Annotated in this window: 19 protein-coding genes and 1 tRNA gene; 12 read left to right on the plus strand and 8 right to left on the minus strand. The window is 69.3% G+C overall.

Going from position 1 to position 23896, the window contains the following annotated elements:
- Together rpiB and IPN47_13065 are read left to right on the plus strand one after the other, a co-directional pair.
- Positions 1–419, plus strand: a 419-nt coding sequence (rpiB, locus tag IPN47_13060) for a ribose 5-phosphate isomerase B (GenBank protein MBK9408945.1), incomplete at its 5' end; no start/stop codon positions are given.
- Between the two features lie 60 nt (positions 420–479).
- Positions 480–1922, plus strand: coding sequence for a peptidase dimerization domain-containing protein (locus IPN47_13065; GenBank protein MBK9408946.1), 1443 nt, complete (start codon positions 480–482; stop codon positions 1920–1922).
- 19 nt (positions 1923–1941) lie between these two features.
- On the opposite strand, the gene IPN47_13070 is transcribed toward IPN47_13065, so the two are convergent.
- Positions 1942–2520: a Rieske 2Fe-2S domain-containing protein gene (locus tag IPN47_13070; GenBank protein MBK9408947.1), complete on the minus strand. Its 579-nt coding sequence runs from the start codon at positions 2518–2520 to the stop codon at positions 1942–1944.
- A gap of 238 nt (positions 2521–2758) precedes the next feature.
- Complete coding sequence (locus tag IPN47_13075; GenBank protein MBK9408948.1) at positions 2759–3442, minus strand: hypothetical protein; 684 nt, start codon at positions 3440–3442, stop codon at positions 2759–2761.
- Between the two features lie 198 nt (positions 3443–3640).
- Here IPN47_13075 and IPN47_13080 point away from each other — a divergent pair, with 198 nt between their 5' ends.
- The 4 genes from IPN47_13080 (at position 3641) to IPN47_13095 (ending at position 9812) form a co-directional block, all read left to right on the plus strand.
- Positions 3641–5944, plus strand: coding sequence for an NADP-dependent malic enzyme (locus IPN47_13080; GenBank protein ID MBK9408949.1), 2304 nt, complete (start codon positions 3641–3643; stop codon positions 5942–5944).
- Between the two features lie 73 nt (positions 5945–6017).
- Entirely contained in the window at positions 6018–7613 is a 1596-nt protein-coding gene (gene pckA, locus IPN47_13085; GenBank protein MBK9408950.1) for a phosphoenolpyruvate carboxykinase (ATP), read from the plus strand.
- Positions 7614–7731: 118 nt separating this feature from the next.
- Positions 7732–8955, plus strand: coding sequence for an HD domain-containing protein (locus IPN47_13090; protein MBK9408951.1), 1224 nt, complete (start codon positions 7732–7734; stop codon positions 8953–8955).
- Between the two features lie 74 nt (positions 8956–9029).
- Complete coding sequence (locus IPN47_13095; GenBank protein ID MBK9408952.1) at positions 9030–9812, plus strand: carboxypeptidase regulatory-like domain-containing protein; 783 nt, start codon at positions 9030–9032, stop codon at positions 9810–9812.
- Positions 9813–9834: 22 nt separating this feature from the next.
- On the opposite strand, the gene IPN47_13100 is transcribed toward IPN47_13095, so the two are convergent.
- The 5 genes from IPN47_13100 to IPN47_13120 form a co-directional block, all read right to left on the minus strand.
- On the minus strand, positions 9835–10323 hold the full coding sequence (locus IPN47_13100; protein MBK9408953.1) for a hypothetical protein: 489 nt from the start codon (positions 10321–10323) through the stop codon (positions 9835–9837).
- A gap of 68 nt (positions 10324–10391) precedes the next feature.
- A complete protein-coding gene (locus IPN47_13105) occupies positions 10392–10610 on the minus strand; it encodes a hypothetical protein (GenBank protein MBK9408954.1) in 219 nt (72 codons plus the stop codon).
- 6 nt (positions 10611–10616) lie between these two features.
- On the minus strand, positions 10617–11369 hold the full coding sequence (locus IPN47_13110) for a Stp1/IreP family PP2C-type Ser/Thr phosphatase (GenBank protein MBK9408955.1): 753 nt from the start codon (positions 11367–11369) through the stop codon (positions 10617–10619).
- Between the two features lie 35 nt (positions 11370–11404).
- The gene (locus IPN47_13115) at positions 11405–12694 is read right to left on the minus strand and encodes an FHA domain-containing protein (protein MBK9408956.1); all 1290 of its coding nucleotides are present in this window, start codon (positions 12692–12694) and stop codon (positions 11405–11407) included.
- A gap of 263 nt (positions 12695–12957) precedes the next feature.
- Positions 12958–14889 carry an ABC transporter ATP-binding protein gene (locus IPN47_13120; protein MBK9408957.1) on the minus strand — a complete coding sequence of 644 codons (1932 nt, stop codon included), beginning with the start codon at positions 14887–14889 and terminating at the stop codon, positions 12958–12960.
- A 67-nt stretch (positions 14890–14956) separates the two neighbouring features.
- On the opposite strand from IPN47_13120, the gene uvrA reads away from it, so the two are divergent.
- Positions 14957–17875 carry an excinuclease ABC subunit UvrA gene (uvrA, locus tag IPN47_13125; protein ID MBK9408958.1) on the plus strand — a complete coding sequence of 973 codons (2919 nt, stop codon included), beginning with the start codon at positions 14957–14959 and terminating at the stop codon, positions 17873–17875.
- 124 nt (positions 17876–17999) lie between these two features.
- Here the strand turns inward: uvrA and IPN47_13130 are convergent, their stop codons facing one another.
- Positions 18000–18785, minus strand: a complete 786-nt coding sequence (locus IPN47_13130; protein ID MBK9408959.1) for an SDR family NAD(P)-dependent oxidoreductase — start codon at positions 18783–18785, stop codon at positions 18000–18002.
- A gap of 210 nt (positions 18786–18995) precedes the next feature.
- Here IPN47_13130 and IPN47_13135 point away from each other — a divergent pair, with 210 nt between their 5' ends.
- The 5 genes from IPN47_13135 (at position 18996) to IPN47_13155 (ending at position 23889) form a co-directional block, all read left to right on the plus strand.
- Entirely contained in the window at positions 18996–20498 is a 1503-nt protein-coding gene (locus IPN47_13135) for a bifunctional metallophosphatase/5'-nucleotidase (protein MBK9408960.1), read from the plus strand.
- Between the two features lie 156 nt (positions 20499–20654).
- Positions 20655–20727: transfer RNA gene (locus IPN47_13140), tRNA-Asn, on the plus strand.
- Between the two features lie 286 nt (positions 20728–21013).
- Positions 21014–22225, plus strand: a complete 1212-nt coding sequence (locus tag IPN47_13145) for a pyridoxal phosphate-dependent aminotransferase (GenBank protein MBK9408961.1) — start codon at positions 21014–21016, stop codon at positions 22223–22225.
- Complete coding sequence (locus tag IPN47_13150) at positions 22222–23475, plus strand: FAD-dependent oxidoreductase (GenBank protein ID MBK9408962.1); 1254 nt, start codon at positions 22222–22224, stop codon at positions 23473–23475. Before IPN47_13145 ends, IPN47_13150 begins: the two co-directional genes overlap by 4 nt.
- A gap of 54 nt (positions 23476–23529) precedes the next feature.
- Positions 23530–23889: a DUF1801 domain-containing protein gene (locus tag IPN47_13155; GenBank protein ID MBK9408963.1), complete on the plus strand. Its 360-nt coding sequence runs from the start codon at positions 23530–23532 to the stop codon at positions 23887–23889.
- Positions 23890–23896 lie beyond the last annotated feature (7 nt).

Below are 23896 nucleotides of genomic sequence, written 5' to 3' on the forward strand. Positions count from 1 at the left end.
CCATGAAGGATGCGCTGCTCGCCTTCCTTCGCGAGCGCGGCGTCGGCGTGCATGACGTCGGGACGTACAGCACGGATGCCGTGGACTATCCCGACTACGCGCTCGCGGTGGCCCGCGCCGTCGCCTCAGGCGCGGCCGCCCTCGGGATCATGGTCGACGGCGCGGGGATCGGCAGCTGCATGACGGCCAACAAGGTCGCGGGTGTGCGCGCCGCGATGTGCTACGACGTGACGACGGCCGCCAATGCGCGCGAGCACAACAACGCCAACGTCCTCACGTTGGGCGGCACGTTGATCGGGGTGCGGCTCGCGCAGGAGATCGTCCGGACCTTCCTCGATACGCCCTTCGGCGGAGGGCGGCACGCCCCCCGCGTGGCCAAGATCGACGCGCTCGATGCCGGGCGCCACGGGAGCCCGTAGCGACGGCCTGCCCAAATCGTTCTCCCCCTACGTCCCGTCGTCTTCCCCCCCACGCCCGCCATGCCTCGCTTCGTCACCCATCTCGCCCCGCTCTTCCTGTCCTGTGCGGTCGCCGTCAGCAGCACGGCGCCCGCGCAGGAGACCCCGACTCAGCGCGCCGCGGCCGTTGACGTGGTGAGGCGTCAGGGGGAGTTGCAGCAGCGCATCAACGCCTTCGCGCTCGCCGCGCGCCTGGCGGGCGCGCCCAACGCCCGCCGCGACGCCGTGGTGGCGCGCGCCAAGGCGTTGTGGGACGGCGAACTGCAGGCGATGGCGGATGACATCACGCGCAATCCCGAGGTAGGCTTCAAGGAGACGCGCTCGGTAAAGCTCCTCAGCGACTGGCTCACGGCGCACGGCTTTGCCGTCGAGCACAACGTGGCCGGGCTGTCGACCGCCTTCATCGCGCGCTACACCAAGGGGACGCCCGGGCCCACCCTCGGCATCATCGTGGAGTACGACGCGCTGCGCGGCACCACGCGCGACTACCATGGCGACCAGCATTCCGCACAGGGGCCGGTGGGGCTCGCCGCCGCCGTCGCCGTCGCCGAGTTCCTGACCAGCAGCAAGACGCCGGGGACGGTGACAGTGTACGGCACCCCCGCCGAAGAGATGATGCCCCCGCCGTCCAAGACGGTGATGCACCAGGCCGGCGTCTTCAACGGCGCCGACGTGATCGTGCGCTCGCACTCCTCGGTCAATACGCAACGCCCCGCGCCGGGCTTCGGCACCTGCTGCCTCAACATCGATGGCGTGCGGTACACCTTCTCCGGGGCACCGGCGCACCAGATGACGGCCTGGGAGGGACGCGACGCGCTCACCGCGGTCATCCACCTCTTCCAGAACGTCGACGCGCTGCGCAAGAACATGCGCCCCGAGACGCGCATCCAGGGGATCATCCCCGAGGGCGGGAAGGCCCCCAACGTCGTCCCCGACCGCGCGGTCGCCGACTTCTACATTCGGTATCCTGACGAGGTCTACCTCGCGCAGGTCCGCGAGATGATCGACAACGCGGCGCGCGGTGCGGCGCTGGCGACCGGGACGAAGGTGGCGATCGACAACTACGGATCGATGCGCGACGGCATCTCGACCGCGGCGCTCAACGAGGTCGCCTTCGCCTACCTCAAGAAGTACGGCGCCACGCGCGTGGTGGCCGAACCGCAGAAGCCGCAGGGCTACGAGGAGACGGGCTCCGTCTCGCGCGACATCCCGGGGGCGGGGTTCAGCGCCTTCACCTCCACCGGGGGCTTCCACACCTACGAGATGGAAGCGGACGCCCTGAACGAGGTCGGGCACACCGGCTTCCGCATCGACGCGATGGCGATGGCGGCCCTCCTCACCGACTTCGCGACCGACGCCAACTTTCGCGCCCGGGTGAAGGACGAGTTCTCAACGACCAAGGCGCTCTTCGGCGACTACGTGAACGCCCTCCGCAAGGCCTATCCGCTCCCCGAGGTGAAGTGACCACGGGCGGCGCGTCCCGTTAGGCAGCGCTCGCGCCGGCCCCGGAGGCCGGAGCGGGACGAGGGTCAGGCGGCGACGTGCGCCGCCCCCACGCCGCCGGGTCGACGTCCTGCTCGAAGAGCGTGTCGAGCTTCACGACGAGCGTGCTCCCGTCCTTCTGGACCGCGAAGCGATCCATCGCCCGCGTGGCCCGCCCGGAGATGAAGATGCCGTCGGGCTGGTACTTCGACTTGTGGCGCGTGCAGAAGAAGGTCTTGTTCCCCTCGTTCCAGCGGAGCGCCGTGTTCTGGTGCGGGCACGTGAGCGCGAACGCGTAGACGACCCCCGCATGCCGCGCGATGATCACCCCCTCCTTCTTGTCGATGGAGACGCCATCGCTCGCCGGGATGGGGTAGCGCATTTCCTCTCCGCCAGACGCAACGCCGCGTACGTCCAGAGCCGGGAGCGCGTGCGCCTCGGCCGGGAGGAGCCCCTCGAGCGCCAGCGCCGCCAGCGCCGTGGCCACGCCGCCAAGGAACTCCCGGCGGCCCGTGCGGAGCGCACAGCCGCTGCAGTCGTGCGCCGCATGGGCGCGGATGTCGTCGTGGTTTCGTGGCATCTTCGTTAGGCTGACCTGGCAAGGACCCTGCGTTCGAGGCAGGACTGCGTCGCCGAGGCGGCCGGCGCCGCGCGCGACGCCGCGGCGTTGCCCCCCCGCAGCAAGACACCGCGGACCATCGTTCCCCCCAAGCGGCGCGCTGGGCAGTCGTGGGTCACGCTGCCCCATTCGGCGGCGATCGCCGCCACCGGTCGCACACGCGACACACGCGACACACGCCGCATACGCAACACGTCGCTCACTCGCGTCGAAACGGCGGCAGCATCATGACCCAACTCACCGCGGCAATCCCCATCGACGTCAGCGCCACCGTCCGGTGCGTCTTCAGCCGCGATCCCCCTCCCGAGCCTTCGTCCTCATCCTCGGCGAAGGCCGGCGTGAGGGCGAATCCCGCGTCGGCGACGAGCATGAGGACCGCGTGTGCCGTGCGCCACTTCCGTGCCTTGGGGTCGCGCCGAGCATCCCAGAGATTCCATCCTCCCGTGATGGTGTTCACGGCAAAAAGCGCCCCGGTCGCGCCGGCGAGCGGCCCATGCCAGTCGTGCGCCCACCCGGCGGCGCCCTCTTCCCCGTGGTCCAGCAGCTGCTGCCCGGCGGCGTACTGCGCGGCGAAGATGGGGAGCATCGCCCAGGAGGCCACCTGGTGGATCTTGAGCCGGCGGCCGTACCAGTCGCTGTACTCGATGGCGACCGGTCGGCGGCGCACCGGCAGCGTGTCGGTGTCAGGCCTCGGGAGAGCATTGCCCGTCGCGAAGGAGGCGAACGCCGGGTTCGGCGTCACCGCGCGGGAGGGATCCAGCCGCGGCGCTTCACGTCGCTGGGCGGTCGCGCGTATGGGAAAGAGCGAGACAACAAGGAGCGTTGCCGCGCCGGTCATGCCGAGGCGTTGCAGGAAGGTCCGCCCTACCGTTCCGTGTGTCATGCGATCGTGCTCCATCGGTTCGTGACCGGTCGATGTCCCATGCCCAGCCTAGCACGCGCGCTTGAACCACCCATGAACGCGACGCCACGCGGCGAGTCTTAGTTCTTTCCTTTCCTGTTCTCTCCTTTCCTCGCCTTCCCCACGGCGGGTCGGGGTTCCCCCATCTCGCGCGCCCGTTTTCGCCGGTAGATTATTCACATGAATCGCAACGACGCCCTCGACTATCACGCGTCTCCCAGGCCTGGGAAGATCGCGGTCGTACCGACCAAGCCGCTCAACAACCAGCGCGACCTCTCCCTGGCCTACTCGCCAGGCGTCGCCGAGCCGTGCCTGGAGATCCAGAAGAACCCCAACGACGTCTACAAGTACACCGCGCGCGGTAACCTCGTCGCGGTCGTGACCAACGGGACGGCGGTGCTGGGGCTCGGGAACATCGGCGCGCTCGCCGGCAAGCCGGTGATGGAAGGCAAGGGGAACCTCTTCAAGCAGTTCAGCGACCTCGACGTCTTCGACCTCGAAGTAGGGTCGGAGAATCCGGACGACGTCATCCGCTTCTGCCAGCTCCTCGAACCCACCGTCGGCGGGATCAATCTCGAGGACATCAAGGCCCCCGAGTGCTTCTACATCGAGGAGACGCTGCGGAAGACGATGAAGATCCCCGTCTTCCACGATGACCAGCACGGGACGGCGATCATCTCCGGTGCGGCGCTGCTCAACGCGCTCGAGGTGGTGGAGAAGAAGATCGAGGACGTGCGCGTCGTCTTCTCCGGCGCCGGCGCCTCGGCCATCGCCACCGCCGGCCACTACGTGCGATTGGGGGTCAAGCGCGAGCACATCATCATGTGCGACCGTGCCGGGGTGATCTGGAAGGGGCGCCCCGATCACATGGATCCGTACAAGGCGAGCTTTGCCAACGACACCCCCACGCGCGAGCTGAAGGAAGCGCTCGTCGGTGCCGACGTCTTCGTCGGCCTGTCGGCCGCCGGCGCAATGACGGCGGAGATGGTGGCGGTGATGGGGCCCAATCCGATCATCTTCGCCCTCGCCAACCCGACCCCCGAGATCCTCCCTGAAGAGGTGAAGGCCGTGCGCGACGACGCGATCGTCGCCACCGGGCGCAGCGACTATCCCAACCAGGTCAACAACGTGCTCGGCTTCCCGTTCATCTTCCGCGGGGCGCTCGACGCGCGCGCGACCGAGGTGAACGAGGAGATGAAGATGGCGGCCACGCGCGCGCTCGCCGCCCTCGCCAAAGAAGACGTGCCGGAGTCGGTCTCGGCGCTCTACGGGCTGAGCAAGGTCAAGTTCGGCCGCGAGTACCTGATCCCCTTCCCCTTCGATCCGCGCGTCCTGCTGTGGGTGGCGCCGGCGGTGGCGTGGGCGGCGGTGGCGAGCGGCGTGGCGCAGGAGTTCATCGAACTCGACGAGTATCGCGAGCAGCTCGAGGCCCGTCTCGGGCGGGCCAAGGGGATCATGCGCGGCATCATCAACCGCGCCGTGCGCGACCCCAAGAGGCTCGTCCTCGCCGAGGGCGAAGCGCGCAAGATGATCCGCGCTGCCCGCCAGCTGCTCGACGAGGGGATCGCCCACCCGATCCTCCTCGGCAACGAGGAGACGATCCGCCGCAAGGCGCAACAGGACGGTGTGCGCGTCGATGACATCACCATCGAGGATCCGGCGCGCTCGCCGCGGTTGGAAGGCTACGCGCAGTTCCTGTGGGAGCGGCGCCAGCGCAAGGGGTTGTCGCTGGGCGAGGCGCAGCGGCGCATCGTCAACGGCAACTATTTCGGCAACGTGATGGTCGCCAAGGGCGACGCCGATGCCCTGCTCACGGGCATGACCACGACGTATCCCGAGGCCTTGCGTCCGGCGTTGGAGGTGGTGGGGGCCAACACCAAGTCGGGGATCGTGGCCGGCATGTACATGCTGGTCTTCGAAAAGCACGTCGTCTTCTGCGGCGACACGACGGTCAACATCGAGCCCTCGGCGGAGCAGCTGGCGCAGATTGCGCACGCCGCCGCGCGCATCGTGCGGGCGTTCGGTCAGACCCCCAAGGTGGCGATGCTCTCGTTCTCGAACTTCGGGTCGGTCCGTCACCCCGAGGCGCAGCGCGTGGCCGAGGCGGTCGCGCTGCTCCGGCAGCGCGATCCGGGGCTGATGGTGGACGGCGAGATGCAGGCCGACACGGCGGTGGACGAGACGATCCTGAAGGAATCGTTTCCATTCAGCGCGCTGAAGGAATCGGCCAACGTGTTGATCTTTCCGAACTTGAGCGCGGGCAACATCGCGTACAAGTTGTTACGCGACCTCGGCGGTGCCACGGCAATCGGCCCCATCCTGGTCGGCATGGCCCAGCCCGTCCACATCCTCGAACAGGGGGCGGACGTGCAGGAGATCGTCAACATGGCCGCGGTCGCGGTCATGGACGCGCAGGAACGGGCGCGCCCCTCGGGTCGGGAACTGTCCCCTCCGGGCGGTGCGCGAGCGTTTTCGTTCCTGTGATCGTCTATACATGACACCAGGGTGAGCAACCGGGCGAGCCGGGTGCTCGCCCGTTTCCCGATTTCTGCCCACTATGGCCACCACGAGTGCACCCCTGAACGCGCTGGAAGGACAGGGGCTCAAACCGTCGGGTACGATCCACTGGAACCTTCTCGCCCCGCGGCTCATCCAGGAGGCGATCGCGCGACATGAAGGGATGATCGCCGACATGGGCCCCTTCGTCGCCAACACGGCGCCGCACACCGGGCGCTCGCCCAACGACAAGTTCGTCGTGCGAGAGGCCTCGACCGAAGCGGACGTCGATTGGGGGAAGGTCAACCAGCCGATCTCCGAGGCGCATTTCGAGGCGTTGCAGGCCGACGTCCGAGCGTACCTCAACTCGAACGACGACCTCTTCGTCCAGGATCTCTATTGCGGCGCCGACCCGGCGCACCGCCTGAGTGTCCGGTACGTCACGCCGAACGCGTGGCACGCCAACTTCGTGCGGAACATGTTCATCCGCCCGGAATCGCGGGAACTCGCGAGCTTTGCGCCAAACTTCACCGTGCTGCACGCGCCGGACTTCCAGGCGACCCCCGAGAAGCACGGGACGCGCAGCGGGACCTTCATCGTCCTGCACCTCGCAAAGCGCACGATCCTCATCGGCGGGACGCGCTACGCGGGTGAACTCAAGAAGGCGATGTTCACCGTCATGAACTACATGATGCCCAAGTCGGGCGTCCTGTCGATGCACTGCTCGGCGAACATCGGTCCCAAGGGCGACACCGCGCTCTTCTTCGGGCTCTCCGGCACGGGGAAGACGACGCTCTCGGCCGACCCCGAGCGCGGGCTCATCGGCGACGACGAGCACGGGTGGTCCAACGACGGCGTGTTCAACTACGAGGGCGGGTGCTACGCCAAGGTCATCAACCTGTCGCGGGAGCAGGAGCCCGACATCTTCGCCACCACGCAGATGTTCGGGACGATCCTCGAAAACGTCGTCCTGGATGACGAGACGCGTCGCGTGCGCTTCGACGACCAGACGATCACCGAGAACACGCGCGCCTCGTACCCGCTGCACTACATCCGCAATCACGTCCCGTCGGGACGTGGCGGTCACCCCCGGAACGTCGTCTTCCTCACCGCCGACGCCTTCGGCGTGCTCCCGCCCATCGCCCGCCTCTCGCGCGAGCAGGCGATGTACTACTTCATGAGCGGCTACACGGCCAAGGTGGCCGGGACCGAGCGTGGCGTCACGGAACCGCAGGCGACGTTCTCGTCGTGCTTCGGCGCCGTGTTCCTCGTCTGGCACCCGACCAAGTACGCCGAGATGCTCGGGAAGCTCATCGACCAGCACGGGGCGCGCGTCTGGCTGGTGAACACCGGGTGGAGCGGTGGCGCCTACGGGACCGGTGCGCGCATGAAGCTCTCGTACACGCGGGCGATGGTGCGCGCGCTGCTCGACGGGGCGCTCGAAGGGATCCCCTTCGCCCCCGACCCGGTCTTCGGGCTCCAGATCCCGGCGGCGGTGCCTAACGTGCCGACCGAGATCCTGCAGCCGCGTTCGACCTGGCAGGACGGCGCCGCCTACGACGCGCAGGCGAGCAAGCTGGCCGCCATGTTCCACAAGAACATCGAGAAGTTCGGCAATGTGGACCCCGCCATCCTCGCAGCGGGGCCGAAGTTCTAGCCACACCACAGGCGGGGACGTCCTCCCCGCCTGCGCAGGGAACCGAACGACGAGTGAAACGAGCCGCTCGGCAATGGCATGATGCCGTTGTCGGGCGGCCGTTTGCTAACTTCTGCCCATGACCGTCATTATCCGCGACCCGTTGTGGAACAACATCCGCGTCGATGGTTACGCCCTGCGGTTGGTCGACACGCGCGTCTTCCAGCGACTGCGGTACGTGCGACAGCTGGGATGGGCGTACCTCGTCTATCCCGGCGCCACGCATGCGCGCTTCGAGCACGCGCTCGGGGCGTATCATCTGGCTGGCGTCGCATTGCGGCTGCTGGAAGAGCGCGGGGCGCTGGCGGAGGTCGATCCGGTCGAGAGCGCGATCGTTCGTGCCGCGGCGCTGCTGCACGACGTGGGGCACTATCCTTTCTCCCACGCCCTCGAGGAGATCGGAGCCCCGCACCATGAGGAGGTCGCCCGCCCGCTCATCACGACCGGCGAAGTGGGCGACGTGCTCGCCGAGATCGCGCCTGACGCACCGGAGCGAGTGTTGGCGATGATTCGCGGGACGTCCACCTCGCCGCTGCAGGGGCTCGTGTCGGGGTCGCTCGACCTCGACAAGATCGAGTACCTCAAGCGCGACACGCTGATGTGCGGCGTCCCCTATGGGACGATCGACGCCGACCGCCTCATCAACTCGCTCACCGTCGTGGCCGACCCGCAGACCGGGGCGCTGCGCATCGGGGTGCTCGAGAAGGGGCTCTCGGCGCTGGAGTCGCTGCTCTTCGCCAAGTACCAGATGTATCGCAACGTGTACTGGCACCACGCCGTGCGCAGCGCGACGGCGATGTACAAGCGCCTGGTCGACGAAGCGCTGGCCACCGCCGCGCTCGACGTGCGCGAGCTGGCGCGCCTGACCGACGAAGCGTTGTTGCACACGCTCGAGCAGCGCGCCCCGTCGCCCATGCTCGACGCCTTGCGCAACAGGCGCCTGTTCAAGCGCGCCTTCGAGTGCCCGGCCGCGGAGCTGGAGGAGGATGTGGGCGAGTGGATGGCCGCCGATCGGGCCCGCGCGGTCGAGGTGGAGAACGCGCTGGCGATGGAATGCGGGCTGGCGGCTGGGGAGCTCCTGCTCGATTACCCCGAGAAGACGCAGATGCTGGGGCTGGACATCCCGGTGGTACGCCGGACGGGCGAGGTGATGCAGCTGACGAGCGCGGGGCTCAAGGGGGCAATCCACCTCCCGCAGATGTCGCAGCAACTCTACCGATCGGCGCGGTGGCTGCGGGTCTTTGTGGCACGACCGGTCGAGCTCACCGCCGAGCGGGTGCTGGCCGTGGCGCGGGCGGGATGACTCCAGGCGGGAGACGCGACTACCGAGGCGCAGCGCGCGCGGGCGCCAGCGTGTCAGCGGCCGGCCGGCGACCGATGCCGTTCACAGATCTTCGCCGTGCCGCGATCGTCGGCCTCGCGCTGGTCGGTGCGCTCTTGGTTGCGACTCGCCCGGCGGCGGCCCAGGTCATACGCGGCATCGCGGTCGATTCGGTCACGCGCGACCCGCTCCCCGACCTCCTCGTCACCCTCGTCGACTCGGCGGCCAACTTCCTCGGGGCCGCGCGAACGTCCGAGCGCGGGCGCTTTGTCTTCACCGGTCGCGGAGGCGGCTTCTATGCGCTGGACCTGCGCGCGATCGGCTTCAAGCGCCTTACGTCGCCGTGGATTCCGCTCGCGGCGAACGACACGGTCGAGGTGACGCTGCGCGTCGTGCGAGTGCCGATCACGCTGTCACCAGTGGTGGTGCGCGCCGAGCGCGATGCGATTCTCGACCGCTCCTTCCTGGGGATGAACTTCAAGGCGATGGGAGCGAAGATCCTCGCGCCGTCGGAGATCGACGCCGTACGCGGCGGCGCCCGCGACTATGTGGATCTCGTGCAGTCGTTGAGCCCCGTGGGTTACCTCCCGCGCAGCATCGACGGGCGAACCAGCGCTCGCTGCATCGCGTGGATGCGTACGGGGGGCTGCATGCTCGTGTTCGTCGACGGCATGCGGATGCAGGATCCGCAGCAGGCACTCGACATGGCGCCTCCCGAACAGGTCAGTCACGTCGTCCTGATTCGCGCGAGTGAGGCCGGTGTCTTGTTCGGGACCGGATCATCGTCCGGGGTCCTGATGGTCTTCACGAAGGGCTTCGTGCGGGGCGCAGCGCGATAGGCCCCCCCTGCTCGCCTCGCCCCTACTGCGTCGGCGGCCCCGCCGGATGCTTGCTGCACGCGGGCGGTTGTTCAGCGGTCCACGCCATCGACGCGATGCGCCACGTCCCATTCGTCTGGACGAGCGTGAAGACGTCCACCCCGCAGTGCGACCACTTCCCGTCGAGATAGAAGTCGTACGGATACCAGACCATGGCGATCGGTCCCTGGATCTTCACCTCGGCGTTCCACCCCCGTTCGGCAAGCTTGGCCGTCGTCGGCGCGCTGCGCTGCTCGGCACGCGTGCGCACGCGATACACCGAGGCGCCGTCGCGCGTGACGGTCGGGAACATGACGGCCTCGGGGATCATGAGGTCCGTGAAGCCCACCATGTCGCTCTTGCTGATCAGGGCCAGCGCCGAATCGGCGACGGCGAGGACGCGGGCCCGCTCAGGCGACACCTGCGCATGTGCGGGGCGCCCGAGCGGGGCGACGATCAGGGAAGCTACGAGTGCAGCGCGCAGGAGGTGCATCGTCGTCGGGGCGGGGGGACACGGGCGGTGCGTGACCACCCGAATCTGGCACGAGGCCGCCCTCCCGTCTACGCCTTCTCGCGCCCCCGCGCCTCGGCCAGCTTGCGCGCAATCCCGCGGTAGAACGCCGCATGATCGCCCTGCCCCTGCTGGTCCATGCCTAACGCGCACGCTTCCAGCGCGTAGAGGATGTTCCCCAGGTACAGCGCCGAAATCGACGCGACCGATTCCGGCTCGCGCTCGTCCTCGCCCGGCGCCTGAACGTGTTCGTCCCCCGCGTCCGTCACGCGGTCCTACGCGCCGAACGCCGGCCCTTCCTGCGTGGGGGCGTCCGCGTTGGGGGAATCGATCTGGAGGACCTGCACCACGATCGCCGTGATGTTGTCCAACCCGCCGCGGTAGTTGGCCTCGGCAATCAGCGCGTCGACGACGCGCCCGGCCGAGGCCCGCGACAGAAGGAGCTGTTGCAGCCGGCGGTCGTCGACCATCCCGGTGAGCCCGTCGGAGGCGACGAGGAAGACGTCGCCCACCTTGAGTTCGCCGGAGTACGTGTCGGGCTCCACCACGTCGCTCGCCCCCACGCAGCGGGTGATCACGTTGCTGTAGGGGTGGTAGCGCGCCTGCTCGGGGGTGAGGAAGCCGGCGTCGACCTGCTCCTGCACGTAGGAGTGGTCCTTGGTGAGCTGGCGCAGGGCGCCGTCGCGCAGCAGGTACACGCGGGAGTCGCCCACCTGGCCGATGAGGTAGCGCGCCCCCGACATCACCAGGACCGACGCGGTCGTCCCCATCCCTTGCTTGTCGGACTCCTGGATCGTGCGATCGTAGATGGCCCGGTTGGCGATGCGCAGCGACTCGGCGACCCGCAGGCGCGCCGCTTCACCATACACGTCGTTCAACTCGTGCAGCTCACGCGAGACGATCTGCACCGCCATCTCACTGGCCACTTCGCCCGCGGCGTGCCCTCCCATGCCGTCAGCGACAATGAAGACGCCGCGCTCCCGGGTGGCATGCGCGAAGAACGCGTCTTCGTTTCCTGAGCGAATCATGCCCACATCGCTGCGGGCGGCAACGGTCAGCTCCACTAGCGACCCTGGAGGACGAGGTAGAGAAAGAAGGCGCCGAGCGCCACGAGTGCCAACCACAACCAGACAGGCGCCCCTTTCGGCGCGGGCGGAGCATCGTCCGTTTCCACGCCACGCGCAAGTTCCTTGAGCCGCTGCTCCGCGCGCTTGGGGTCCGGCCCACGCACCCCCACGATCACCCGCGTCTCCCCTGTGGCCCGCTGTCCCCCACCCATCGTGCGAAAGAGCATCTTCACGCCGCCGAACCGCACGTCTCCCCCGCTCGACACCTTCGCCTCGCCATACACGCGGCTCCCGGCGACGTAGGTGCCGTTCGTGGAATCCATGTCCACAATGTACCAGGCGTCCTCGCGTCGCTGGATCTTCGCGTGCGACTCGGAGACGCTCTCGTCACGGATGGCCACATCGTTGTGATCGCCCCGCCCGACGTGCGACAGCGGGGCGATCAACTCGAAGCGTTTCCCCTTCTCCGGCCCCTCGTTGAGGATCTCGAGCACCGCCAGCGTCCCCTTGCGGCGCGAGGCCGCGGACGACGCCTCGTGCAGTGCCGGGGCCCCACCCACGGGGGCGGCGTCCGACGCAGGGGTGCGCGGCGCGACCGGCCCCACTCCCGGCATCAGCGAGAGATCCGGGGTACGCGACGGCGATGGCGCGGACGGTGTCGCCGGCGGTGTGGGGGCGACGACCGGGCGCTTGATCGCCGGAATCGCCGCCGTCGCCTGCAGCGACGGGACGTCGAGGAGCGACCGTGGTGGGACCGGCGGCTCTGCGTCGGCGTAGAAGCGGAACTCGTCGTTGCCGATGCGCACCGTGTCGCCGCGCGCCAACCCCAAGGCCCCCTGCACGCGCGCCCCGTTGACCAGGACGCCGTTGGTGCTGGAGTCGACCAACTCGTAGCCCCCGGGCCCCGGCGTGATGCGCGCGTGCCGGCGCGACACGTTGGCGGCGGCCACGACGACGTCGCACCCTGCATCACGCCCGAGCGTCAGCCCCTCCGGCGGGACGGCGTACTCGCGACCATCGGTGAGCGAGACGAGGCGTCCGCGGGAGCGCGCCTCACCAATCCCCGCACTCGGCGTCGCCACGCGCACATCGCCCTGCGTGGGGACCTCCAGCGTCACTCCCCCCTGCTGCTCGTCCGCGAAGCGCAGCTCGCAGCCGTCGATCGCCACGCGATCGCCGTGCAGCAGCGGGGCGGGCTCGCGTCCCACGGGGACGCCGTTCACGAAGACGCCGGCATCGCCCTGCACCACACGCAGCGATGCCGCGCCATCCGGGGCTATCACCACGGCCACGAGCGCGGCATCAGCGACATCGCCGGGTTCAGCACCGGGAGGGACGCACACATCGGCCCCGACTCCCCTCCCCACGCGCGTCTCGCCCTGAGCGAGCGGAAAGTGCGCGTCTTGGTGCTGGAGATAGGGCATGCGTTCGGTTGAAATCGGGAACGACGACGGGACGTGACAACACGATCCTGCAGGGGACATGCCCGGGCCAAGGGGCGGAAACTACCCCGCGCACCGCTGGGGCCGCAAGCTCAGGCGCCACTTGGTCATGCGCCCCTCACGACACCGGTCTGAAGACGTGTCAGCCGCTCATACAATCCCCCCATCTCCTGCAACTCGCGGTGCGTCCCGCGCTCGCGCACTTCGCCATGGTGCATGACCAGAATCTCGTCCGCATCGCGAATGGTGCTGAGGCGGTGCGCGATGGCGATCGTCGTGCGCCCGCGCATCAGTTCAGCCAACGCTCGCTGGATCTCCCCCTCGATCTCGCTGTCCACGGCACTGGTCGCTTCGTCGAGGACAAGGACGGCGGGATCGGCCGCGATCGCGCGCGCGAACGACAGGAGCTGTCGCTCCCCCACACTCACCGAACTCCCGCGCTCGCCGAGCGCGTAGCCGTACCCCCCGGGGAGTCGCTGCACCAGCCGATCGGCCCCCACGCGTGTCGCCGCGTCGCGCACCTGCGCATCGGTGAGCGGCGTCGACAGCCGGATGTTGGAGGCGATGTCGCCCGCGAACAGGAAAATGTCCTGCTGCACGTAGCCGATCAGGCGCCGCACGTCGGCCACGGGGAGCTCGCGCTGGTCGATCCCGTTGATCAGGATCTCGCCGCGCTGCGGCTGATAGAAGCCGAGCAGGAGGTTGATGATCGTCGTCTTTCCCGCCCCCGTGTGCCCGACGATGGCGAGAGTGCGCCCGGGACGTGCGACGAAGTTGACGTCCCGCAGCACCCACTCCGGCGGGCGATCGGCGGTGTCGCCAGCGGCGGCGTGCGGCGCGGCGTAGGCGAACCAGACGTGGCGGAACTCGATCGAGACGGGGGATCGAAGACGGGGATCGGACTGAGCCGCGCCGTCGCCGGGCGTTGTGCTGGCGCGGGATGAGTCGGTCGACTGCGCCGGCAGTGCCCGCCCGGTGGCCGACGCGCCAAGCGCGCCGGCATTCGCGTCTCCCGTCGCTCGTCGCACGTCCGGTTCTTCGTCCAGGAGCGCGAAGATCCGCTCGCTCGCCGCCATCGCCTGCTGCAGCGTGTTGTACTTGTCGGAGAGGTCCTGCAGCGGCTCGAAGAAGCGCCGGACGAGTTGCAGGAAGGCAGCCACCGTCCCGACCGAGAGCGTCGCCAGGTCGACGCGCGCGGCGCCCGCGACGAGGATGGCGGCGATCGCTATCGTCGTCAGGAGCTCGATGATCGGGAAGTACAGCGCATAGATCGTGATCGACGTGAGGTGCGCATCGAGATGGTCCTTGTTGAGCGCGTCGAAACGCCTCGCCTCGTCGCCCTCACGTCCGAACAGCTGCACCACGCGCACCCCCGAGAGCCGTTCCTGCAGGAAGGCGTTGATGCGCGCGAGCCGGGTGCGAATCGCGCGATACGCCTCGCGCACGCGCACCCGAAAGACGTTCGACGCGATCACGACCAGCGGGATGACGGCGAAGGCGGCGAGGGCGAGCCGCCAGTCGACCACGAGCATCAGGATGCTGATGGCCAGGAGCGTGAAGACGTCGCCGAGTCCGGCGACGACCCCGGAGGTGAACAGCTCGTTCAGCGACTCCACGTCGGAGGTCACGCGGGTGACGAGACGCCCGACGGGGTTGCGGTCGAAGTAGGCGACGGGGAGTCGCTGGAGGTGGGCGAAGAGCTGCGTGCGGAGGTCGTGCATGACGCGCTGGCCCAGGCGCGCGGTCAGGACGGTTTCGCCGTACGTGCAGCCGAACTGCGCGAGCAGGGTGCCGCCGAAGAGGAGGGCGGCGTGGAGGATCGCGGTGGCGTCGCCTGCGGGGATGGCGACATCGATCACCCGTCGCGTGAGCAGGGGGCCCACCAGCTGCAACGCGCCGTCGATCACCAGCAGGGCGAGCGACGAGGCGATGAGGGCGCGGTACGGCCAGGCGTAGCGCAGGAGCCGCCGGGCGAGGCGCGCGTCGTACGCCTTGCCGAGGACGTCTTCCTCGCTCGAGTCTGGGGGGGTGGGCGGCATCTCCCGCGAACGGTAGCCGGAGCGACCGACGCCCGGCAGCGGGGGGCGGCGATTAGCTTTTCCCCCTGTGAAGGACGCGATTCTCGTCCGGGGCGCCCGGCAGCACAACCTCAAGGGGATCGACGTGGCCATCCCGCGCCGCGCGATCACCGTCGTCACCGGCCCGTCGGGTTCGGGCAAGTCGTCGCTCGCCTTCGACACGATCTACGCCGAGGGGCAGCGGCGCTACGTGGAGTCGCTGTCGTCATATGCGCGGCAGTTCCTCGAGCGCATGGAGAAGCCCGACGTCGACTCGATCGAGGGGATCTCCCCAGCGGTGGCGATCGAGCAGAAGAACCCGACCAAGTCGTCGCGCTCGACCGTGGGGACGGCGACGGAGATCTACGACTACCTGCGCCTGCTCTGGGCGCGCGTGGGGCACACGTACTGTCCGCTGTGCGGGCGCGAGATGACCCCCGACACGGTGGAGTCGGTCACGGACCGCCTGCTCGCGCTCCCCGAAGGGTCGCGCATGCAGGTGGGCTTTCCGTTGCGCCTGTCGTCGAAGGTGACGCACACCGTGGTGGTCGAGAACCTGCGCGCGCAGGGCTTCCTGCGCGTGGTGGCCGACGGCCGCACGCTGCACGTCGACGATTTCGCGGCGGAGAAGCTGGACCTGACCAAGGTCGGCGAGCTGGTGGTGGTGGTCGACCGTCTTTCGGCGACAGCGGAGCTGCGGGGGCGCATTGCCGAAGCGGTGTCCACGGCGTTTCGCGAGGGGGAGGGCGACTGTGCGGTCGTGTTGCAGGAAGACGAGAAGACGAGAAGACGAGAAGACGAGAAAGGGCCGAGCAGCGCGTTGTCCCGTCTTCCCGTCTTCCCGTCTTCCCGTCTTCTGCGTTTCACCGAACGTTTCGAGTGCCCGAACGATGGCACGCGCGCCCCGGCCCCGTCGCCGCAGCTCTTCAGCTTCAACAATCCGCGCGGCGCCTGTTCCACGTGCAACGGCTTTGGTGCCGTGCTCGAGTATGACGAGTCGTTGATCGTGCCTAACGTCGAGCGGTCGGTGCGCGACGGGGCCATCGATCCGTGGACCAAGCCCCGGTACGAGAACAAGCGCCGGGCGCTGGCCGAGTACTGCAAGAAGGAGGGGATCGACACGAGCGTCCCGTGGCTCGCGCTCGCCGCCGATGTGCGCCACCGCCTCCTGCATCACAGCGGGCGCGGCTACAAGGGGATCTTCCCCTTCCTGGTCGACCTCGAGGAGAAGCGTTACAAGCAGTACATCCGCGTCTTCCTGCGGCAGTACCAGTCGGCCAAGGAGTGCGGCACCTGCCGCGGGACCAAGCTGCAGACCGACGCGCTCAACGTGCGCGTGGCCGGCCTCACGATCGCCGACGTGTCGGCGTTGTCCATCGACCAGCTGCGCGCCTGGCTCGACGGACTCGCCCTGTCGCCGTTCGAACAGGAGGTGGCGGACCACATCCTGCGCGAGGCGCGCGACCGCGTGCGCTTTCTCTGCGACGTGGGGCTCACGTACCTCTCGCTGCACCGGGCCACGCGCACGCTCTCCGGCGGCGAGGCGCAACGCATCTCGCTCTCCAACGCGTTAGGCTCGTCGCTGGTCGACACGTTGTACGTGCTCGACGAGCCGTCGATCGGGCTGCACTCGCGCGACCTGGATCGACTCCTCGCCCTGCTCGCGCGCCTGCGCGACCGCGGCAACACGGTGCTGATCGTCGAGCACGACCTCGCGGCGATCCGCGCCGCCGATCACATGATCGAGCTCGGGCCGGCGTCGGGCGAACAGGGGGGACACGTCGTCTTCGACGGGCCGGTGTCCGAGGCGGCCGATTCACCGCTCACCGGGCAGTACCTCACCGGGGCGCGCACGATCCCCCTCCCCGACCAGCGGCGGCGTACCGGGCCACGGTGGCTCACCCTCACCGGCGCCCGCGAGCACAACTTGCGCGGCGTCGACGTGAAGATCCCGTTAGGCACGCTCACCGCCGTCACCGGCGTCTCGGGCTCGGGCAAGAGCACCCTCATCCACGACGTGCTGTATCGCGCCCTCGAGTTCCGCCTCACCGGCGAACACAGCGCCAAGCAGCACCTCGGGGAGAAGGTCGGCGCCTACGACACGCTCACCGGCTACGAGTCGCTGGACGCCGTCGTCCTCATCGACCAGGAGCCGATCGGGCGTTCGCCGCGCTCCAACCCGGTGACGTACATCAAGGCCTACGACGAGATCCGCCGCATCTTCTCGCAGATCCCGCTCGCCAGGCAGCGCAAGTACACCGCCTCGACCTTCTCCTTCAACGTGAAGGGGGGACGCTGCGAGAAGTGCGAAGGCGCCGGCTACCTCGAGGTGGAAATGGTCTTCATGGCCGACGTCTTCGTCCCCTGCGACGAATGTGCCGGCCGCCGCTTCAAGGCCGAGGTCCTCGAGGTCACGCTCTTCGGGAAGAGCATCCACGACGTCTTGCAGCTCACGGTGGACCAGGCGATCCGCTTCTTCCCCTATGAGGAGAAGCTGGGCCAGGCCCTCTGGCAGCTGCAACAGGTGGGGCTCGGCTACCTGCGCCTCGGCCAGCCGGCGACCACGCTGTCGGGCGGCGAGGCCCAGCGCGTGAAGATCGCGCGCGAACTCACCCTCTCCGCCAAGGCCGCCGGGCGCAAGCTGTACCTCATGGACGAGCCAACGACCGGGTTGCACCTGGAAGACGTGCGCAAGCTGGCCGAGGTGCTCGACCGGCTCGTGGAGGCGGGGCACACCGTACTGCTGATCGAGCACAACCTCGACGTCATCAAGCTCGCCGACTGGATCATCGACGTCGGCCCCGAGGGGGGCGACGGCGGCGGGACGATCGTGGCGATGGGGACCCCCGAGGAGGTCGCGGCCACCCCCGCCTCGCACACCGGACGCTTCCTGCAGGAGGTCCTGGGGGCGGATACGCGGGCGCAGGTGAACCCATCATCCAGGCGCGGCGCGGCGGCGCGGCGATAGTTTGGCAAGCGAAGGGACCGCGCGGCGCCTCAGCGAGGTGATTCAGCGGGGCGTTTCGGCAAGGCGATCCCTCGCGTGTACAGCGATCGCTCGGCAGCACCGCACGCGCCGTCCACCCCTCACACTAGCCGAGCCGCGAGCGCTGGATGCGCCGCACCACCGCCGCCGACCAGCTGCGCGGCATGTAGCGGCCCAGCATCGACGCCACACGATTGCGAAAGCCGGCGTACACGATCCGCTTCCCGGCGCGCGTCCCGCGATACGCCAGCTCCGCCACCGCGCGCGACGACATCGGCGGCGCCCCCCCCGCGCGAGCCCCGGACACCACGCCCGAGACGCGCTGGAATCCCGTGTTCGTCGGACCGGGGCAGACCGCCGTCACCGTGACCCCGCTCCCGATGGACTCGTTGTGCAGCGCCTCGCTGAACGAGACCACGTACGCCTTGCTGGCGTAGTAGACCGCCGACAACGGCCCCGGCTGAAAGCCCGCGACCGACGCCATCTGCATGATGTGTCCCCGCCCGTTCCGGCGCAGCCACGGCAGCACGCGAAAGGTGAGGTAGGTGAGCGCCGTGACGTTCACGTCGAGTTGCACCTGCTCGCGCTCCCACGCGATCTCGTGGAACCATCCCACCGCCCCGAGCCCCGCGTTGTTCACCAGCGCGACCACCCGCGACTCGTGCCCCGCGCACGCGGCCACGACGGCGTCGCACCCGGCGCGCGACGCGAGGTCGGCGGCGACCACCGTGGCCGTGATGCCATGACGTTGTTCGAGCTCCGCGGCCAGCGCACGCAGCGCTGCGTCGCGGCGCGCCACGAGCAGAACGTCGTGCCCATCCGAGGCATAGAGATCGGCGAGATCTCGACCGATCCCTTCACTGGCACCGGTGATGATGGCGAGAGGACGCATGAGAAGATCTGAAGGCGGAACGCACGCCCCCGCGAACGCTGGGGTCGGCACGCACGCCCCGGCGAACGCTGGGGGCAGGGCGAGGCGTGGGTAGCAACGTGGGGGCGTGATGCGTGTGGGGGAAGCGGGCCCGGCGTCGGGGCTTTCGGCGATGACGCTCCCGCACGCCGCGGCTAGCTTCCCTTCCGACTCGCACAGCCTGAGGTCGTGATGTCTCGTCTTGCCGTCGCCGTCGCCCCGTTCGTCGCAACCCTCCTGGTCGCCTGTACGCCCGGTGCGCGCGGAACGGTGGGGGCCCCCCCGCCACCAGCGAACGACACACCACACCTCACCGTCCTCCACTTCAACGACATCTACGAGATCACCCCAGTGGAGGGGGGGCGCTCCGGAGGACTCGCGCGCGTCGCCGCCCTGCGCCAGCGCCTCGCCGACTCCGTGGGCCCCGTCCTCACCACGCTGGGCGGCGACCTCTACTCGCCGTCGGCGCTCGGCACCGCCCGCGTGAACGGGGAACGGCTGGCCGGGAAGCAGATGGTCGCGGTGCTCAACGCCACGGGGCTCGACTGGACCACGTTAGGCAACCACGAGTTCGACATCGGCGAGAACGCCTTTCGTGCGCGCGTCGCCGAGTCCCGCTTCAAGTACGTCGCCTCCAACGTGACCGACAGCGCCGGGCGGCCATTCCCGGGGATCCTCCCGCATGCGATCGTCTCCGTTGCGTCTGGCGGTCGGACGCTGCGCGTGGGGCTGGTGGGCGTCGTCATCCCGTCCAACCCCCAGCCGTGGGTGCGCTACACCGACCCCCTGGCCTCGCTGCGGCAGCACGCCGCGATGATCCGGGATTCGGTCGACATCCTCATCGGGCTCACCCACCTGAGCGTGGCGCAGGACCAGCGCGTCGCGGAAGAGATCCCGTCGATCGACGTGATCCTCGGCGGCCACGAGCACGAGAACTACCTCCTGCAACGCGGCCCCAACTTCACCCCCATCATCAAGGGCGACGCGAACGTGCGGACCGTCGCCGTGGTGCGGATCGAGCCCGCCGCGCGCGGCACACGTCCCCGCATCACCAGCACGCTCATCCCCATCACCGACGCCATGCGCCCCGACAGCGCTGTCAACGTCGAGGTGCAGCGATGGATTGACGCCGCTTTCGCCGGCTACCGGAGCCAGGGGTTCGCCCCAGAACAGCTCGTCGCCACACTACGCGCCCCGCTCGATGGGCGCGAGACGGTCGTGCGCACGCGCAGCGGCGCGCTGAGCGACGCGATCCTCGCCGGGATGCGCGCCGAGGCCAGCGACGCCGAGGTGGCCATCTTCAACGGCGGGTCGATTCGGATCGATGACGTCGTCCCGCCGGGGCCGCTCACCCAGTACGACGTCATCCGCATTCTCCCGTTTGGGGGGAACACGGTGCGCGCCGACTTCACCGGACGGCTCCTGCGCCAGGTGCTCACCATCGGGCGCCAGAGCGCCGGGAGCGGCGGTTTCCTGCACGCGTCGGGGGCCGCCTTCGACTCGAGCGGTGTCCTCATGGTTGGCGGCAGCCCCGTGCGCGACGACATCTGGTACCGCATCATCATCAGCGACTTCCTGCTCACCGGAAACGAGACGGCGCTCCCGTTCCTCACACGCACCAATCCCGAGGTGCGGATCGTGCGCGAGTTGCGTGACATCCGGCAGTCTCTCATCGACCAGTTGAAGCGGATGTAGACGCGGCGGGGGGCGCTTTCCGGCCCCTCGATGGCCGGTTGCCCGGCGCCGACGTTCGCCGTAACCGCAGCACTGGGAAGGATTTGCCTCGCCCTTTACGGAGTGGGCGTGGCGGGTTGACCCGGCTTGGGGGCCCGTCTACTTTTCGCCGCCTGATCCCGAGTAGCTCAGTTGGTAGAGCGGGTGACTGTTAATCACCATGTCGGGGGTTCGAGTCCCTCCTCGGGAGCTGGATCAGTCCACGCAAGGCCCGTCGCGCGAGCGGCGGGCTTTGTCGTATCCGGAGTCCGCCGGCGATGGCGGCGCGGACGATCGAGCTGCGACGGCGATCGACTCCGGCGTCGGGGGAGGCGCAAGCGAGCGCCGCAGTGAAGCCTGCGACACGTCGCGGCGTACCAAACAGGGCGCCAAGCGGGAAGTCGCCTAACGGTCGCCCGGGGACGCACTCCGGCGGGACAGGGCTGGCGCCTGCCGTTCGAGCGAGGGAAGTTCTCCGCTCCTCCACGCCACCCGCCGTGACGCTCCCGACGCTCACCCCTGCGCCCCTGCTCTCGACACGCCTCGAGCTCCTCTCGGGCGAGGGAGCCCTCGACGTCTTCCGACGGGCGCAGGCGCTCGAGCGAACCGGACGGCACGTCATTCACCTCGAACTGGGTGCCCCCGACGTCCCGGCCCCGGCGCACGTCGGGGAGGCCGCGATCCAGGCGCTACGCGATGGCGATGCGCGCTACGTCGCGGTCAACGGGATCCCCGAGCTGCGCGCGGCCATCGTCGACGACCTCCGCACGCGCGGCGTGCGCGCGCACCCCGATCAGGTGCTGGTGACGCCCAGCGCGAAGACGGCAGTCTTCTACGCGATCCTCGCGACCGCCGAGCCGGGGAGCGAGGTGCTCGTCCCCGACCCGGGCTTTCCGATCTATCCCTCGGCCGTGCGCTTTGCCGGGGCGACCCCGGTGGGCTATGGCGTCGACAGCCGCAACGCCCCCGACGTGGACGACATCGAGGCGCGCATCACCCCGCGCACGCGCGCCATCCTGCTCAACTCGCCCAACAACCCGACGGGCGGGGCGTTAGGCGCTCCGGCCATGGCGCGCCTGGCGGCCCTCGTCGAGCGGCACGGACTGGCCGCCGTCACCGACGACATCTACACGCGCCTCGTCTACGACGCCCCGTTCGCCCCGACGCTCGCGGCCTTCGAGGGCGCGCGTGAGCAAACGCTGATCGTCGACGGCTTCTCGAAGACGTACGCCATGACGGGCTACCGGCTGGGCTACATCGTCGCGCCGCGCCCCTGGGTGGAACCGCTCCTCGTCCTCGCGACCAATGGACACACCTGCGTCGCCCCATTCATCCAGCGCGCCGGGGTGGCGGCGCTGACCGGACCGCAGGACTCCGTGCGCGCGCAGGTGGAGATCTACCGCGCGCGTCGCGACCTGCTGGTGCGCGGCCTCAATGCGATCGACGGCGTGCACTGCCCCACCCCCGACGGGGCCTTCTATGTCTTCCCCGACTTCTCCGAGCTGCTGCGGCGGCACGGCCTGACGTCGGCACAGTTCGCCGATCGCCTGCTGCAATACTTTGGTGTCGCGGCGATCGACGGCACCTCGTTCGGCGCGAACGGCGAAGGGCGCCTCCGACTCTCCTTCGCCTCGTCCACCGGCGAACTCGACGCCGCCCTGTCGCGCATCGCCGACTGCGCCGCCTCCCTCACCCTCTCGCGCCCATGAGCATCGACCGTCGCTCAGCCGTCGCCGCGCTCGCGACACTCCCGCTCACCCGCTCCCTGCCGCGCTCGCTCTTCGTGCAACCGCACGGCGCCGCCGAGCACATCGCGGTGATCGGGGCCGGCGCCTTTGGCGGGTGGGCCGCGTTGCACCTGCGGCGCGCCGGCCATCGCGTGACCCTGGTCGACGCGTACGGCGCCGGGAACTCGCGCGCCTCGTCAGGCGGCGAGACGCGCCTCATCCGTGCCGTGTACAACGGGCAGGCGGCGTACATCGACATGGTCGCCCGCGCGTACGCGTTGTGGCGCGAGTCCGAACGGTCGTGGAACCGCCGATTCCTCACCCGCACCGGGGCGCTCTGGATGTTCGACGGGAGCGACGATGCCTTCGCCCGCCGTTCGGTGGAGGGGATGCGCAGGCACGGGCTTCCGCTGGAAGAGGTCGCGCCGAGCGACGCGGCCCGGCGCTGGCCGCAGGTCTCGTTCACCGGCGTGCGCCACACCTGGTTCGAGCCCGAGGCCGGGGTGCTGCTCGCGCGCGCCGCCTGCGAGGCGGTGCGCGAGGCGTTCGTGCGCGAAGGCGGGGAGTTCCGCATCGCGGCGGCCCGACTCGGCGCGCCGGGCAACACGAGGCTCACGTCGCTCGCGCTGTCCGACGGCACGACGCTCACCGCCGATCGCTATCTCTTTGCCTGCGGCCCGTGGCTGGGCCGTCTCTTTCCCGATGTCATTGGACGGCGTGTGCGCGCCACGCGGCAGGAGATGTTCTACTTCGGGACCGCCGCGGGCGACACGCGCTTCACCGATCCGGCGATGCCGGCGTGGGCCAACTTCAGCGATCGCCTCTACTACGGCATGCCGGGCAACGAGGCGCGCGGCTTCAAGGCCGCCGACGACACGTTAGGCGACGAAATCGACCCGGACACGCTCGAGCGCATCGTGCGCCCCGCCACCCTGGCCCGTGTGCGCGCCTTCGTGCGCCGGCGCTTCCCGGCGCTCGCCAAGGCGCCCATCGTGGAGACGCGCGTCTGCCAGTACGAGTACAGCACGGACGGCGACTTCATCGTCGACCGCCACCCGGGGATGGACAACGTCTGGATTGCCGGTGGCGGCTCGGGGCACGGCTTCAAGGTGGGGCCAGCGCTGGGGGAGCACATTGCCGCCGTCGTGGATGGGCGCGAACCGGTGCGTCCCATGTTCGCGCTCAAGCGCCTCGGCAATCCCAACGCCGCGCCCGCGTCGCGTAAGGCGTAGTCGCCGGCGCGTCACTCCGCGCCTCCGTTCCATTCGACCAGCACCCCAAGCACGATGCCTCCAACGCCACCCACGTCCATCGACGCCTACCTCGCCCCCCTCCCGTCCGACCAGCGGGAGGCGTTGCAGCGGGTGCGTTTGGCCGTCCGGTCGGCGGTACCCCAAGCAGAAGAGTGCATCAGCTATGGGCTCCCGACCTTTCGACTCGGCGGCAAGGCCTTCTTCCATTTCGGCGCAGCGGCGCGGCACTGCGCCATCTATGGTGCGCTTGAACGAGACTTCGAGGAGGAGCTCTCGGACTTCGAGACCAACGGGAAGGGGACGATTCGCTTCCAGCCAGATCATCCCCTCCCGCTGACGTTGATCAAGAAGCTCGCGCGGGCGCGCCTGGCTCGGGGGGGCGCCACCCGGTGACCCTCGC

This window comes from Gemmatimonadota bacterium (genome assembly GCA_016719105.1).
Taxonomy (GTDB): domain Bacteria; phylum Gemmatimonadota; class Gemmatimonadetes; order Gemmatimonadales; family Gemmatimonadaceae; genus SCN-70-22.

What these genes read in the sequence shown, in the direction of transcription:
- IPN47_13075 (MBK9408948.1), bottom strand. Translation starts at nt 3,442, where the DNA reads ATGACACACGGAACGGTAGGGCGGACCTTCCTGCAACGCCTCGGCATG.
- IPN47_13095 (MBK9408952.1), top strand. Translation starts at nt 9,030, where the DNA reads ATGCCGTTCACAGATCTTCGCCGTGCCGCGATCGTCGGCCTCGCGCTG.
- IPN47_13130 (MBK9408959.1), bottom strand. Translation starts at nt 18,785, where the DNA reads ATGCGTCCTCTCGCCATCATCACCGGTGCCAGTGAAGGGATCGGTCGA.
- IPN47_13100 (MBK9408953.1), bottom strand. Translation starts at nt 10,323, where the DNA reads ATGCACCTCCTGCGCGCTGCACTCGTAGCTTCCCTGATCGTCGCCCCG.
- IPN47_13090 (MBK9408951.1), top strand. Translation starts at nt 7,732, where the DNA reads ATGACCGTCATTATCCGCGACCCGTTGTGGAACAACATCCGCGTCGAT.
- IPN47_13155 (MBK9408963.1), top strand. Translation starts at nt 23,530, where the DNA reads ATGCCTCCAACGCCACCCACGTCCATCGACGCCTACCTCGCCCCCCTC.
- IPN47_13120 (MBK9408957.1), bottom strand. Translation starts at nt 14,889, where the DNA reads ATGCCGCCCACCCCCCCAGACTCGAGCGAGGAAGACGTCCTCGGCAAG.
- IPN47_13135 (MBK9408960.1), top strand. Translation starts at nt 18,996, where the DNA reads ATGTCTCGTCTTGCCGTCGCCGTCGCCCCGTTCGTCGCAACCCTCCTG.
- IPN47_13080 (MBK9408949.1), top strand. Translation starts at nt 3,641, where the DNA reads ATGAATCGCAACGACGCCCTCGACTATCACGCGTCTCCCAGGCCTGGG.
- IPN47_13150 (MBK9408962.1), top strand. Translation starts at nt 22,222, where the DNA reads ATGAGCATCGACCGTCGCTCAGCCGTCGCCGCGCTCGCGACACTCCCG.
- IPN47_13065 (MBK9408946.1), top strand. Translation starts at nt 480, where the DNA reads ATGCCTCGCTTCGTCACCCATCTCGCCCCGCTCTTCCTGTCCTGTGCG.
- IPN47_13110 (MBK9408955.1), bottom strand. Translation starts at nt 11,369, where the DNA reads ATGATTCGCTCAGGAAACGAAGACGCGTTCTTCGCGCATGCCACCCGG.
- pckA (MBK9408950.1), top strand. Translation starts at nt 6,018, where the DNA reads ATGGCCACCACGAGTGCACCCCTGAACGCGCTGGAAGGACAGGGGCTC.
- IPN47_13070 (MBK9408947.1), bottom strand. Translation starts at nt 2,520, where the DNA reads ATGCCACGAAACCACGACGACATCCGCGCCCATGCGGCGCACGACTGC.